Annotated in this window: 16 protein-coding genes; 14 read left to right on the forward strand and 2 right to left on the reverse strand. The window is 68.7% G+C overall.

All coding sequences use genetic code 11. The annotated features are described in order from the left end of the window. Positions 1–5 precede the first annotated feature (5 nt). The 13 genes from rpsE to truA all read left to right on the forward strand — a co-directional run bounded on the left by rpsE (position 6) and on the right by truA (position 8,951). A complete protein-coding gene (gene rpsE, locus ACIO3R_RS34760; protein WP_123461068.1) occupies positions 6–608 on the forward strand; it encodes a 30S ribosomal protein S5 in 603 nt (200 codons plus the stop codon). Beyond that, positions 608–790, forward strand: coding sequence for a 50S ribosomal protein L30 (gene rpmD, locus ACIO3R_RS34765; protein WP_024491595.1), 183 nt, complete (start codon positions 608–610; stop codon positions 788–790). The genes rpsE and rpmD overlap by 1 nt, the downstream gene beginning before the upstream one ends. A gap of 1 nt (position 791) precedes the next feature. Then, a complete protein-coding gene (gene rplO / locus ACIO3R_RS34770) occupies positions 792–1,247 on the forward strand; it encodes a 50S ribosomal protein L15 (protein WP_123461069.1) in 456 nt (151 codons plus the stop codon). Positions 1,248–1,471: 224 nt separating this feature from the next. After that, on the forward strand, positions 1,472–2,791 hold the full coding sequence (secY, locus tag ACIO3R_RS34775; protein WP_363031407.1) for a preprotein translocase subunit SecY: 1,320 nt from the start codon (positions 1,472–1,474) through the stop codon (positions 2,789–2,791). Then, the gene (locus tag ACIO3R_RS34780) at positions 2,791–3,450 is read left to right on the forward strand and encodes an adenylate kinase (RefSeq protein ID WP_385035154.1); all 660 of its coding nucleotides are present in this window, start codon (positions 2,791–2,793) and stop codon (positions 3,448–3,450) included. The genes secY and ACIO3R_RS34780 overlap by 1 nt, the downstream gene beginning before the upstream one ends. A gap of 122 nt (positions 3,451–3,572) precedes the next feature. Then, positions 3,573–4,409, forward strand: a complete 837-nt coding sequence (gene map, locus ACIO3R_RS34785) for a type I methionyl aminopeptidase (RefSeq protein ID WP_363022027.1) — start codon at positions 3,573–3,575, stop codon at positions 4,407–4,409. 200 nt (positions 4,410–4,609) lie between these two features. Beyond that, positions 4,610–4,831 (forward strand): translation initiation factor IF-1, encoded by a 222-nt coding sequence (infA, locus tag ACIO3R_RS34790; RefSeq protein ID WP_014047798.1) that lies wholly within the window; start codon positions 4,610–4,612, stop codon positions 4,829–4,831. Between the two features lie 60 nt (positions 4,832–4,891). Further along, positions 4,892–5,005 (forward strand): 50S ribosomal protein L36, encoded by a 114-nt coding sequence (gene rpmJ / locus ACIO3R_RS34795; RefSeq protein ID WP_003956441.1) that lies wholly within the window; start codon positions 4,892–4,894, stop codon positions 5,003–5,005. Positions 5,006–5,199: 194 nt separating this feature from the next. Continuing rightward, positions 5,200–5,580 (forward strand): 30S ribosomal protein S13, encoded by a 381-nt coding sequence (rpsM, locus tag ACIO3R_RS34800; protein ID WP_014047799.1) that lies wholly within the window; start codon positions 5,200–5,202, stop codon positions 5,578–5,580. A gap of 105 nt (positions 5,581–5,685) precedes the next feature. Next, positions 5,686–6,090, forward strand: a complete 405-nt coding sequence (gene rpsK / locus ACIO3R_RS34805; protein WP_003956432.1) for a 30S ribosomal protein S11 — start codon at positions 5,686–5,688, stop codon at positions 6,088–6,090. A 138-nt stretch (positions 6,091–6,228) separates the two neighbouring features. Continuing rightward, on the forward strand, positions 6,229–7,251 hold the full coding sequence (locus ACIO3R_RS34810; RefSeq protein ID WP_024491600.1) for a DNA-directed RNA polymerase subunit alpha: 1,023 nt from the start codon (positions 6,229–6,231) through the stop codon (positions 7,249–7,251). A gap of 253 nt (positions 7,252–7,504) precedes the next feature. After that, positions 7,505–8,008 carry a 50S ribosomal protein L17 gene (gene rplQ / locus ACIO3R_RS34815; RefSeq protein ID WP_362966950.1) on the forward strand — a complete coding sequence of 168 codons (504 nt, stop codon included), beginning with the start codon at positions 7,505–7,507 and terminating at the stop codon, positions 8,006–8,008. Between the two features lie 88 nt (positions 8,009–8,096). After that, positions 8,097–8,951 carry a tRNA pseudouridine(38-40) synthase TruA gene (gene truA / locus ACIO3R_RS34820; protein ID WP_402110988.1) on the forward strand — a complete coding sequence of 285 codons (855 nt, stop codon included), beginning with the start codon at positions 8,097–8,099 and terminating at the stop codon, positions 8,949–8,951. A gap of 18 nt (positions 8,952–8,969) precedes the next feature. Here the strand turns inward: truA and ACIO3R_RS34825 are convergent, their stop codons facing one another. Together ACIO3R_RS34825 and ACIO3R_RS34830 are read right to left on the reverse strand one after the other, a co-directional pair. Continuing rightward, positions 8,970–10,925 carry a hypothetical protein gene (locus ACIO3R_RS34825; RefSeq protein WP_402110989.1) on the reverse strand — a complete coding sequence of 652 codons (1,956 nt, stop codon included), beginning with the start codon at positions 10,923–10,925 and terminating at the stop codon, positions 8,970–8,972. 68 nt (positions 10,926–10,993) lie between these two features. After that, positions 10,994–11,848: a hypothetical protein gene (locus ACIO3R_RS34830; protein ID WP_385040541.1), complete on the reverse strand. Its 855-nt coding sequence runs from the start codon at positions 11,846–11,848 to the stop codon at positions 10,994–10,996. 90 nt (positions 11,849–11,938) lie between these two features. Here ACIO3R_RS34830 and ACIO3R_RS34835 point away from each other — a divergent pair, with 90 nt between their 5' ends. Next, a complete protein-coding gene (locus ACIO3R_RS34835) occupies positions 11,939–13,558 on the forward strand; it encodes an ABC-F family ATP-binding cassette domain-containing protein (RefSeq protein ID WP_385040543.1) in 1,620 nt (539 codons plus the stop codon). Positions 13,559–13,741 lie beyond the last annotated feature (183 nt).

Consider the following 13,741-nt stretch of genomic DNA (forward strand, 5'->3'; position numbering starts at 1 on the left):
TTCCAATGGCTGGACCCCAGCGCCGCGGAAGCGGTGCCGGTGGCGGCGAGCGGCGGGACCGGAAGGGCCGTGACGGTGGCGCCAGCGCCGCCGAGAAGACCGCGTACGTCGAGCGTGTCGTCGCGATCAACCGCGTCGCCAAGGTCGTGAAGGGTGGTCGTCGCTTCAGCTTCACCGCGCTGGTCGTGGTGGGCGATGGTGACGGCAGCGTCGGTGTCGGATACGGCAAGGCCAAGGAAGTTCCCGCGGCCATCGCCAAGGGCGTTGAAGAGGCCAAGAAGAGCTTCTTCAAGGTTCCGCGTATCCAGGGCACCATCCCTCACCCGATCCAGGGCGAGAAGGCTGCGGGCGTTGTCCTGCTCAAGCCTGCTTCCCCCGGTACCGGTGTGATCGCGGGTGGCCCGGTGCGCGCCGTTCTGGAGTGCGCCGGCGTTCACGACATCCTGTCGAAGTCGCTCGGTTCTTCGAACCCGATCAACATCGTGCACGCGACGGTGGCGGCCCTTCAGGGTCTCCAGCGTCCCGAGGAGATCGCGGCTCGCCGTGGTCTGCCCCTCGAGGACGTGGCCCCCGCCGCTCTGCTCCGTGCCCGAGCGGCAGGTATGTGATGGCTCGCCTGAAGATCACACAGACCAAGTCGTACATCGGCAGCAAGCAGAACCACCGCGACACCCTGCGTTCGCTCGGGCTCAAGCGCCTGCACGACGTGGTTGTCAAGGAGGACCGCCCCGAGTTCCGCGGAATGGCTAACACCGTCCGCCACCTCGTGACGGTTGAGGAGGTCGACTGACATGGCGGAGAACCAGCCGCTGAAGGCCCACGACCTCCGGCCTGCCCCGGGCGCCAAGACCGCCAAGACCCGTGTGGGTCGAGGCGAGGCGTCCAAGGGTAAGACCGCCGGACGTGGCACCAAGGGCACCAAGGCCCGCTACCAGGTTCCGGAGCGCTTCGAGGGCGGGCAGATGCCCCTCCACATGCGTCTCCCGAAGCTCAAGGGCTTCAAGAACCCGTTCCGCACCGAGTACCAGGTCGTGAACCTGGACAAGCTCGCGACGCTCTACCCCGAGGGTGGAGAGGTCACGGTGGCCGATCTGGTCGCCAAGGGTGCGGTGCGCAACAACCACCTCGTCAAGGTCCTCGGACAGGGCGAGATCTCCGTGGCGCTGCAGGTTTCGGTTGACGCCGTCTCCGGCTCCGCCAAGGAGAAGATCGCCGCTGCCGGCGGCACTGTCACCGAGCTGGTCTGAGACAACTCGGACACATAGGTGGCCTGAACATCCGACCGGGGATGCCTCTCATATGGGGCATCCCCGGTTGGTCGTTCCTAGGGGGGCATGTACGCCGGTAAGGTGGCGTCCGTTGCTGTGGTAAGCCCTGGACGCAAGTCGCCCGGGGACCTTTGGCTGTTACGTATTCGTCAATCCTCAAGACCGTCACCTCTACGCATTGCGCGGGGGTCGCAGGAGGCACCGTGCTCACCGCGTTCGCCCGGGCGTTCAAGACGCCCGACCTGCGCAAGAAGCTGTTCTTCACGCTCGGCATCATCGTGCTCTACCGGCTCGGGGCGCACATCCCGGTCCCGGGGGTGAGTTACGAGAACGTCCAGACCTGTGTTGATCAGGCAAGCAAGGGCAACAACAGCCTCTTCGGCCTGGTGAACATGTTCAGCGGTGGTGCACTGCTGCAGATCACGATCTTCGCGCTCGGCATCATGCCGTACATCACGGCCAGCATCATTCTTCAGCTGCTGACCGTGGTGATTCCCCGACTAGAGGCGCTCAAGAAGGAGGGGCAGTCCGGCCAGGCAAAGATCACGCAGTACACGCGTTATCTGACGGTCGCGCTCGCCATCCTCCAGGGCACCGGCCTGGTGGCCACGGCCACCAGTGGCGCACTGTTCAGCGGCTGCCCCGTCGCCGATCAGATCGTCCCGAACCACTCGATCTTCACGACGATCGTCATGGTCACCACGATGACCGCCGGCACCGCCGCCGTCATGTGGCTCGGTGAGCTCATCACCGACCGCGGCATCGGCAACGGCATGTCGATCCTGATGTTCATCTCGATCGCGGCCAGCTTCCCCGGCGCCCTGTGGGCCATCAAGACGAGCGGCAAGCTCGCGGACGGCTGGATCGAGTTCGGCACCGTCATCCTGATCGGCTTCGTGATGGTGGCCCTCGTGGTCTTCGTCGAGCAGGCCCAGCGCCGTATCCCGGTGCAGTACGCGAAGCGCATGATCGGCCGCAGGTCTTACGGTGGTACGTCCACCTACATCCCGCTGAAGGTCAATCAGGCGGGTGTGATTCCCGTCATCTTCGCTTCTTCGCTGCTCTACATCCCGGCCCTGATCGTCCAGTTCTCCAACTCCCAAGCTGCTTGGGCGACCTGGATCAAGGACCACTTCGTCAAGGGCGACCACCCGTACTACATCACCGCGTACTTCCTGTTGATCGTCTTCTTCGCCTTCTTCTATGTGGCGATTTCGTTCAACCCCGAGGAAGTCGCCGACAACATGAAGAAGTATGGTGGCTTCATCCCGGGTATCCGGGCTGGTCGACCTACTGCCGAGTACCTGAGCTACGTGCTCAACAGGATCACTTGGCCGGGCTCGCTGTACCTGGGTCTGATCGCTCTTGTGCCAACGATGGCGTTGGCAGGCTTCGGTGGCGCCAACCAGAACTTCCCGTTCGGCGGGACAAGCATCCTGATCATCGTGGGTGTGGGTCTGGAAACCGTGAAGCAGATCGAGAGTCAGCTCCAGCAGCGCAATTACGAAGGGTTCCTCCGCTGATGCGAATCGTCCTCGTCGGCCCGCCGGGTGCCGGCAAGGGAACGCAGGCTGCGTACCTTGCCAAGAACCTGTCGATTCCGCACATCTCCACGGGCGACCTCTTCCGCGCCAACATCAGCCAGGGCACCGACCTTGGCAAGCAGGCCCGCGCCTTCATGGACGCGGGGCAGCTGGTGCCGGACGAGGTCACGATCGGGATGGCCAAGGACCGCATGTCCCAGCCGGACGCGGTCAACGGCTTCCTGCTCGACGGCTTCCCGCGCAACGTGGGACAGGCCGAGGCCCTCGATGTGATGCTCAAGGACGAGGGCGTAAAGCTGGACGCGGTTCTCGACCTCGAAGTCCCCGAGGACGAGGTCGTGAAGCGGATCGCGGGCCGCCGCGTCTGCCGCAACGAGAGCGCGCACGTGTTCCACGTGACGTACAACCCGCCGAAGACCGAGGGTGTCTGCGACACCTGCGGTGGCGAGCTGTACCAGCGCGACGACGACAGCGAAGAAACGGTCCGTACCCGGCTCGAGGTCTACCACACGCAGACCGAGCCGATCATCGACTACTACAGGGCACAGGACCTGGTGGTCACCATCTCCGCGCTCGGCAAGGTCACCGATGTGACCGAGCGGGCCATGGAGGCGCTTCAGAAGTCCGACGAGGGCTGAGAGCGAACCCGTAGTACCAGTGCAGTCGGCCGCGGCGTCCATGGGCGCCGCGGCCGACTGTTTGCGGCCGTATCGTGGAGTACGCCGCACCCGTCACCGTCCATGGAGAGAGGCGCCGCGCAATGGTGCAGATCAAGACCCCCGAGCAGATCGCGAAGATGCGTGAGGCGGGGCTGGTGGTCGCTGCCATTCACGCGGCCACGCGAGAGGCCGCGGTGCCCGGCGCCACCACGCTGGACCTGGACCAGGTCGCGCGCAAGGTGATCGCCGACCACGGTGCGAAGTCGAACTTCCTCGGGTACGGCGGATTCCCCGCGACGATCTGCACCTCGGTCAACGAGGTCGTCGTCCACGGCATCCCGGACGACAAGACCGTCCTCAAGGACGGCGACATCATCTCCATCGACGCCGGCGCGATCGTCGACGGCTGGCACGGCGACGCCGCGTACACGGCCTTCGTCGGCACCGGTCACGCTCCGGAGCTCGTCGAGCTGTCCCGGGTGACGGAGGAGTCGATGTGGGCCGGCATCGCCGCGATGAAGGTGAACAACCGCCTGGTCGACATCTCGAAGGCGATCGAGTCCTACATCCGCCGCCAGCCCCGCCCGTCGAGCGGCAAGTACGGGATCGTCGAGGACTACGGCGGCCACGGCATCGGCACCGAGATGCACATGGACCCGCACGTGCTGAACTACGTCGCCCGCAAGCGCGGCAAGGGCATCAAGCTGGTGCCCGGTGTCTGCCTGGCCATCGAGCCGATGGTCTCCCTCGGCACCGCACGCACCGAGGTGCTGGCCGACGAGTGGACCGTCCTCACGACCGACGGCAGCTGGTCCTCCCACTGGGAGCACTCCATCGCGCTCACGGAGCAGGGCCCGCTGGTGCTCACCGCACCGGACTGCGGCCGCGAGAAGCTGGCGCAGTACGGCGTGGAGGCCGCGCCGGACCCGCTGGGCTGAATGATCCGCACCGTGCTCGCCGGGGTGATTGGCGGTGACCCGGAGGTCTAAGGATCTCCCGAGGTGGGCAAACTTGACGGATTCGTCTTTTGGAGTCCGCTGACGTAGACTGACTCGTCGGCTCTCGTGCATCCGTGTGCCCGTATGTATGCACACGATTGTGCAGAGCCGATCAAGGTAGCCGATTCGAAAGGCGAAGCGTGGCCAAGAAGCAAGGTGCCATCGAAATTGAGGGCACCGTGATCGAGTCTCTCCCGAACGCCATGTTCAGGGTGGAGCTCCAGAACGGTCACAAGGTCCTCGCGCACATCAGCGGGAAGATGCGGATGCACTACATCCGAATCCTTCCCGATGACCGGGTCGTCGTGGAGCTCTCCCCGTACGACCTGACGCGTGGCCGGATCGTCTACCGCTACAAGTAGATCTTGCCCACATTCCGCTTCGGCGGGGTGCTGGCACTGACCCGGAGAACCTGACATCCCATGAAGGTCAAGCCGAGCGTCAAGAAGATCTGCGACAAGTGCAAGGTGATCCGCCGTCACGGTCGGGTCATGGTCATCTGCGACAACCTGCGCCACAAGCAGCGCCAGGGCTGACGCACGACCCCCTCGCATCTCGCAGTACTTCGCGCGACGCACGTAAACGTACATACGCAGTGCCCGTCCAAGCCACGGCTGACGACACCTCCGGCGGGGGCCGGAGACCCGGGCGTACCACCTCTCCCCGTGAGCGGTCGGCGATCGGGAGCGGCACTGCGGAAGACCCCCGAAATGACAACTGGAGCCATTGAATGGCACGCGTTTCAGGTGTTGACATCCCGCGCGAAAAGCGCGTGGAGGTTGCCCTCACCTACGTCTTCGGTATCGGGCGCACCCGGTCCAAGGAGATCCTCGCCACCACCGGCGTGAACCCGAACACCCGCGTTCGTGACCTGGCCGAGGAAGACCTGGTCAAGATCCGCGAGTACGTGGACGCCAACCTCCGCACCGAGGGTGACCTCCGCCGCGAGATCCAGGGCGACATCCGCCGCAAGATCGAGATCGGCTGCTACCAGGGCATTCGTCACCGCCGTGGTCTGCCGGTGCACGGTCAGCGCACCAGCACGAACGCGCGTACCCGCAAGGGCCCGCGTCGCGCGATCGCCGGTAAGAAGAAGCCGGGCAAGAAGTAGTCCTCAGCGGACGCACTGCGAACGTCCGGGTTCCCGGGCATCCGCAGCATCCAGCGGTCTTCGCTGTAGGACCGATCACCTCCCCTCTCCATCTGGAGTAAAGACATGCCCCCCAAGGGTCGTCAGGGCGCAGCCAAGAAGGTGCGTCGCAAGGAAAAGAAGAACGTCGCTCACGGCCACGCGCACATCAAGAGCACGTTCAACAACACCATCGTCTCGATCACGGACCCCTCGGGCAACGTGATCTCCTGGGCCTCCGCCGGCCACGTCGGCTTCAAGGGCTCGCGCAAGTCCACCCCCTTCGCCGCGCAGATGGCCGCCGAGTCGGCCGCCCGCCGCGCGCAGGAGCACGGCATGCGCAAGGTCGACGTCTTCGTGAAGGGTCCGGGCTCCGGCCGCGAGACCGCGATCCGCTCCCTCCAGGCCACGGGCCTCGAGGTCGGTTCGATCCAGGACGTCACCCCGACGCCGCACAACGGCTGCCGTCCGCCGAAGCGTCGCCGCGTCTGATCCGCGACGGCCGGTGACGGCCGTGCGTCAGTAGCGTGGGTACGGGCGGTATGCCCCCTACGGGGGTGTGCCGCCCGTATCTTTGTTTCATCTGTAGGACGTCAAATAGTGGGCGTCCACGACTGAAGGATTCACACCATGCTTATCGCTCAGCGTCCGTCGCTGACCGAAGAGGTCGTTGACGAGTTCCGTTCGCGGTTCGTCATCGAGCCCCTGGAGCCGGGTTTCGGCTACACGCTCGGTAACTCTCTTCGCCGTACGCTCCTCTCCTCGATCCCCGGTGCCGCTGTCACCAGCATCCGGATCGACGGCGTCCTGCACGAGTTCACCACCGTGCCGGGTGTCAAGGAGGACGTCACCGACCTCATCCTCAACATCAAGCAGCTGGTCGTCTCCTCCGAGCACGACGAGCCGGTCGTGATGTACCTGCGCAAGCAGGGTCCCGGCCTGGTCACCGCTGCTGACATCGCCCCGCCGGCCGGTGTCGAGGTCCACAACCCGGACCTCGTCATGGCCACGCTGAACGGCAAGGGCAAGCTGGAGATGGAGCTGACCGTCGAGCGCGGTCGCGGCTACGTCTCCGCCGTCCAGAACAAGCAGGTGGGCCAGGAGATCGGCCGGATTCCGGTCGACTCCATCTACTCGCCGGTGCTCAAGGTCACGTACAAGGTCGAGGCGACCCGTGTCGAGCAGCGCACCGACTTCGACAAGCTGATCGTCGACGTCGAGACCAAGCAGGCCATGCGTCCCCGTGACGCCATGGCGTCGGCCGGTAAGACCCTGGTCGAGCTGTTCGGTCTGGCGCGCGAGCTCAACATCGATGCCGAGGGCATCGACATGGGCCCGTCGCCGACGGACGCCGCGCTCGCCGCCGATCTGGCGCTGCCGATCGAGGAGCTGGAGCTCACGGTCCGCTCGTACAACTGCCTCAAGCGCGAGGGCATCCACTCCGTGGGTGAGCTCGTGGCGCGTTCCGAGGCCGACCTGCTCGACATCCGCAACTTCGGTGCGAAGTCGATCGACGAGGTCAAGGCGAAGCTGGCCGGTATGGGCCTGGCGCTGAAGGACTCGCCTCCCGGCTTCGACCCCACCGCCGCTGCGGACGCGTTCGGCGCGGACGACGACGCGGATGCGGGTTTCGTGGAGACCGAGCAGTACTAGTACGCCTCCGGCTGGGGTGCCCGGGTTTGCTGGGTGCCCCGGACCGGGCGAGGGCTCTGTCCTCAATCGCCGGACGGGCTTGAATTTCGGGCCCGGGCGCGAGGGGGGGGGTGTCCTCAAGCGCCGGACGGGCTCGACATGCGGGTGTGATGTCGAGTGCGTGTGGCGGATGAATACTTCCGTGTGGCGACCGCCGCTCGGGAACTGACACCGGTACCTGATACGGCCGGTGCAGCACACAAGGAGAAATACCATGCCTCAGCCCGCCAAGGGCGCCCGTCTGGGCGGCAGCGCTGCGCACGAGAAGCACCTTCTCAACAACCTCGCGAAGGCGCTGTTCGAGCACGGCCGCATCACCACGACCGAGGCCAAGGCCCGCCGCCTGCGTCCGGTCGCGGAGCGTTTCATCACCAAGGCGAAGAAGGGCGACATCCACAACCGTCGCCTGGTGCTGCAGTCGATCACGGACAAGGGCATCGTGCACACGCTCTTCACCGAGATCGCCCCGCGGTACGAGAACCGCCCCGGTGGTTACACCCGTATCACCAAGATCGGCAACCGTCGTGGCGACAACGCCCCGATGGCCGTCATCGAGCTGGTCGAGGCCCTGACCGTGGCGCAGGCTGCCACCGGTGAGGCCGAGGCCGCCACAAAGCGTGCGGTCAAGGAAGACGCCCTCAAGAAGGACGAGACCCCGGTCGAGTCCGTCGAGGACGCCAAGCCGGCCGAGGCCGACGAGGAGTCGAAGGACGCCTGAGCGTTCTGAGACCACTGGACGGGCCCGCATCACCCTTCGGGGCGGTGCGGGCCCGTTCTGCTGTGTACGGATCTTGAGAGGATCGCTGGTGAGTGACGTAGTGGAGCCCGGGTTCGTACGGGTGCGGCTGGACCTGGCCTACGACGGCAAGGACTTCTCGGGCTGGGCGAAGCAGACCAGCCGGCGGACCGTCCAGGGAGAGATCGAGGACGCCCTGCGCACGGTGACCCGCTCCTCGCGGACGTACGACCTGACCGTGGCCGGGCGCACCGATGCCGGGGTGCACGCCCGTGGCCAGGTCGCGCACGTGGACCTGCCGGCCGAGGTGTGGGCCGAGCACGCGGACAAGCTGCTGCGGCGGATGGCCGGGCGGATGGCGCCCGATGTACGGGTGTGGCGGATCGCGGAGGCGCCCGCCGGGTTCAACGCCCGCTTCTCGGCGCTGTGGCGCCGGTACGCCTACCGGGTGGCGGACCGGCCGGGCGGGGTGGACCCGCTGATTCGGGGTCATGTCCTGTGGCACGACCGGCCGTTGGACGTCGACGCGATGAACGAGGCGGCGGCGCGGATGACCGGGGAGCACGACTTCGCCGCGTACTGCAAGAAGCGCGAGGGTGCGACGACCATCCGCACTCTGCAGAGGCTGAGTTGGGTACGGGACGAGGCGTCCGGGATCCTGACGGCGACCGTGCGGGCCGACGCGTTCTGCCACAACATGGTGCGGGCGCTGATCGGCGCGGCCCTGTTCGTGGGGGACGGGCGGCGCCCGGCGGCCTGGCCGGCCGAGGTGCTGGCGGCCGGGGTGCGGGACCCCGGGGTGCACGTGGTGCGGCCGCACGGGCTGACGCTGGAGGAAGTCGCCTACCCGGCCGATGAGTTGCTGGCCGCGCGGGCGGTCGAGGCCCGTAACGTGCGGACCCTGCCGGGGGCCGGCTGCTGCTGACCGGGCGGGCCCGTACGGTCAGGCCGGGGGACGGCGGCGCCTGCGCAGCGCGCCCGTGAGCGACGCCGCCGCGTACAGCGCCGCACCGCTCAGTACGCAGGCGCGGAGCCGGCCGATCTGCGGGCTCCACCAGGCGAAGGCGGCCGCCTGGGTGAGGATCAGCAGCACCAGCGTCCGGACCAGCAGCCAGAGCGGGGTGCGCGGGGGACGGGGCTCCGGCGGGTGGCCGCCGTTGCCGGTGGACATCGTGTCGCGCATCCCCGCCAGGATGCCGCGCCGGGCCAGCACCCTGGCTCCGGGGAGCTCACCGAGGACCTGGGTCTCCCCGCCGAAGCCCGGCGGCACGGGCGGCAGGCCCAGGGCCGTCACCAGGGCCTCCTGGTGCCCGGCCGGGTCGCCGGTGGAGCGCAGTATGTGGGCCAGGGGGCGCGGGTCGTCCCGCCGGTAGAGGTCCGCGAGGCTCTGCGCGGTGGCCCGGACCTCGGCGTGGTCGGGGGTCGGGGACTCGGTGTGCCAGGTGTGCGTGGCGTGCGACCGGCCCTGGTGGAGCGCGGTGACGCTGCTGCGTCCCGGGGCGCGGTGCAGGACCAGGGCCGGCCAGCTCTCCCCGGTCGTGAAGGTCTCGGCCGCCGCGGTCAGGGGCTCCTCGGGGAGCAGCCCCGTACGCCGGCTGCGGACGGCCTCCGGGACCACCTCGACATAGCTGGAGCCCTCGCCGGCCGGGGCCGTGCGCAGGGAGAAGCCGCAGAGCAGGGCGGCCTGGGCGACCTCGGCCGGGGGCGCGGGCACGATGGCGACCGCGCGCGGGGCCAGCTCCGCCCAGTCCGGGGCGTCCGTACCGGTGGCGGGCGGCTCGGGCGGGCGGCCGAAGAACGGGATCTGCGCGGCGAGGTCGAGCCGGACGTCCGAGCGGGCTTCGAGGAACTCGACGCGGGGGTCGCCGAGCCGGGCCCAGGGGAACTCCGTGGCGTGCACCCCGATGGCCCGGAACGCGTCGAGGGCCTCGGCCGGCCGGTCCGCCATGATCAGCAGCAGGGCCAGTTCGTTGCGGAATCCGGCTGCCTCGGGTTCGCCCGCCGGGTAGCTGTCGGAGAGGCCCAGGGCCCGGGTGAGGGCCGCCTCGGTCTCGGGGCCGTAGGGGTCGTGGTCGTGCGGGTTGTGGGTGTGCGGCTCGTGTGGCTCGTGTGGCTCGTGGGTGTGCGGCTCGTGCGGCTTGTGCTGCTCGTCCTGTACGTGCGGCTCGTCCTGTACGGACAGCCGGTACTCCAGTGCGGCCCGGAGCGGCAGTGCGTGCAGCTTCGAGCCGGGCGGGGCCGATGCCGCCACCCGCTCCGCGTACCGGAACATCTCCTCGTGCGAGCCGTACCACTTGGCGCACAGGTACTGGAGGGCCTGCTGGTGGCAGCCGGAATGGTGGGGGTCGCGGGCCCGCGCCTCGGCCAGATACGCGTCGAAGACCTCGCGCGGGGCCTGGATGCCGCGGGCGTGCGCGAGGGCGATGCGCCACGGGACCGGGTCGGCGGGGTTCAGCTCGGCCGCGGCGCCGATCACCGGAACCGCGTCCTCCAGGAGCGCGAAGAAGGCCTGGAACCGGTCGCGTTCCACGTCCTCGGCGCCGGCGTCCGTCCGTATCCGCCAGGCCTGCTGGAGCTGGAAGTCGGCCACCACGAGGATCGCGTCCGGGTCCGCGGGCGCCTCCTGGATCCAGCTCTCCAGCCAGCCGTCGTGGTGCAGCGCGGTCCGGGCCAGCCGGTTCACGTACGCGTCCCTGCGTTCCCACTGGGCGTGCGTCCGGGTGGTGGCGAGGAGCTCCCGGGCCGGTGCGTGGTCACCGGTCACCGCCGCGGCGAGGGCGGCGCGCAGCGGGGCGTCCGGCGCGTCGAGGGTCACGGCCTCGTCGGGCGCGAGGTCGGCGCCGATCGCGTCGCGGTGGCGCACGATGCGCAGGAACGCGAGCGGGTAGGCGAGGCGCACAGCGGCAGATCCTCCGTATCCGGATGAGGTGGCTGGACGGAGTGGCTGAACGGGGCGACGGGCCGGGGTCAGGTGGTGGAGGCGGTGGCCGCCGCCGATGCCTGGACCTCGCCGCGGTGGCGGATCTGCCGGAACGTGAAGTTCGTCAGGTCGTTGCCGACGGCGAACACGTTCTCGTCGGCCTTGGTGACGCTCTTGCCGCTGGTGAACCCGCCGACCGTGAAGTAGGCGTACCGGCCGTAGGAGTTGGCCGTACGACGGCAGACGGTGCCGCCGCGGCAGAAGGTCGGCACACCCGAGCCGCTGAGCGACGCCATGCCGCCGGAGGCCTGCTGGGCGGCCTTCTTGGCCTGGGCCTCGGTGTCGAAGACCGCCAGCCCGATGGTCACGGCCACGCCGCTGCGGCTGTACGTGGCACGGATGACCTGGTCGCAGCCGTTGGCGGCGAGGATCGAGCCCAGCGCGCCCTGGGTGGTCGCGGCGCAGTTCGTGGTGCGGTTCGTGGCGCCCTTGGCGTAGACGCGGTCGCCCATCTTCAGCTGCTTGCCGGGGAAGAAGGCGTCGGCGTCGACGGGCGCCCGGTCCTTCTTCACGTCGGATATGTAGTCCTTCGGGTCCGGCGGGGGCGGCGGCTCCACCGAGGAGAAGGACGGCTCGGGCTGCGCCGTCTCGCTCGGCAGGTCGGTGGCCGACGGCAGCTGGCTCGCGTCCTTCCCGCCGGACGCGGCGGAGTCGTCCTTGTTGGTCGAGATGACCGCGGTGGCCACGATCGCGGCGACCGCGGCGGTGGCCACCGCGCCCCCGCCGATCATCAGCCACCTCTTGCGTCTGGTCCGCGCCGCGGACTGCTCGGCCAGCGCCACCCAGTCCGGAGTCCCGTTGTCGCCCGGCCCCCAGGAGGGCCCCCCTTGCCCAAAGCTCATGCGGCGAATCGTAGTGCCCTCCCGGTCACGGCACTGGACGGAACACAAACCGGTTGGGCCAGAGCTTCGCGGGCCGTGACAATGCTGTACATGGGACATCTTGAAGCAGGCCATCTGGAGTACTACCTACCGGACGGGCGGGTGCTGCTCGGCGATGCTTCGTTCCGTGTGGCGGACGGGGCGGTGGTCGCCCTCGTCGGCGCGAACGGCGCCGGGAAGACCACACTGCTGCGGCTGCTCGCCGGGGAGCTCCAGCCGCACGGCGGCTCCGTCTCGGTGAGCGGCGGGCTCGGGGTGATGCAGCAGTTCGTCGGCTCGGTGCGCGACGAGCGCACGGTGCGTGACCTGCTGGTGTCCGTCGCCCAGCCCCGTATCCGGGACGCCGCGCGGGCCGTCGACCTGGCCGAGGAGAAGATCCTCACCGTCGACGACGAGGCCGCGCAGATGGCGTACGCGCAGGCGCTGAGCGACTGGGCGGAGGCGCGCGGGTACGAGGCGGAGACGGTCTGGGACATGTGCACGACGGCGGCGCTCGGCGTCCCGTACGAGAAGGCGCAGTGGCGCGAGGTGCGCACGCTCTCCGGCGGTGAGCAGAAGCGGCTGGTGCTGGAGGCGCTGCTGCGCGGGCCCGACGAGGTCCTGCTGCTCGACGAGCCGGACAACTATCTGGACGTCCCCGGAAAGCGGTGGCTGGAGGAGAAGCTGAAGGAGACCCGTAAGACGGTCCTCTTCGTGTCCCACGACCGGGAGCTGCTGTCCAGGGCCGCCGAGAAGATCGTCAGCGTGGAGCCCAGCGCCGCCGGCAGCGACGTATGGGTGCACGGTGGCGGATTCGCCACCTACCACCAGGCGCGCAAGGAGCGGTTCGCGCGCTTCGAGGAGCTGCTGCGGCGCTGGGAGGAGGAGCACGCCCGGCTGAAGGCGCTCGTCCTGCGGATGCGGCAGCAGGCGGCGAACAGCCCCGACATGGCGAACCGGTACCACGCGATGCAGACCCGGTTCAAGAAGTTCGAGGACGCGGGCCCGCCGCCGGAGCCGCCGCGCGAGCAGGACATCAGGATGCGGCTGCGCGGCGGCCGGACCGGGATGCGGGCGGTGACCTGCAAGAACCTGGAGCTGACCGGCCTGATGAAGCCGTTCGACCTGGAAATCTTCTACGGGGAGCGGGTCGCCGTCCTCGGTTCGAACGGGTCGGGCAAGTCGCACTTCCTGCGGCTGCTGGCCGGCGAGCCGGTGGCGCACACGGGGGAGTGGAAGCTCGGGGCGAGGGTGGTGGCCGGCCACTTCGCGCAGACCCACGCCCACCCGGAGCTGCTCGGCAAGACGCTCGTCGAGATCCTGTGGACGGAGCAGGCGAAGGACCGGGGCGGTGCGATGTCCGTGCTGCGGCGGTACGAGCTGGAGCGGCAGGGCGACCAGCCCTTCGAGAAGCTGTCCGGCGGACAGCAGGCCCGGTTCCAGATCCTGCTCCTGGAGCTGTCCGGCACGACGGCGCTGCTGCTGGACGAGCCGACGGACAACCTGGACCTGGAGTCGGCGGAGGCCCTCCAGGACGGTCTTGAGGTCTACGACGGGACGGTGATGGCCGTCACGCACGACCGGTGGTTCGCGAAGTCCTTCGACCGGTATCTGGTCTTCGGCTCGGACGGGGTCGTCCGGGAGACGGCGGAGCCGGTGTGGGACGAGCGGCGGGTGTCGCGCGTGCGGTGACGCGCTTGGCGGGTGCGGGTCTTTGTCCTCAATCGCCGGACGGGCTTGATTGTGCGGGTGCCCCGCAGGGGCGCTCTACCCGGTGGGTGGGGGGTGGTGCCCCTCCGGGGCGTCTCCTCAGAAATGGCGTGTTCACCCGGGTACGTGGGGGACCCGGGTCGTACGCCATTTCCTGCGGGGACT

Source organism: Streptomyces sp. NPDC087428 (assembly GCF_044744085.1).
In the GTDB taxonomy this organism is placed as follows: Bacteria; Actinomycetota; Actinomycetes; order Streptomycetales; family Streptomycetaceae; genus Streptomyces.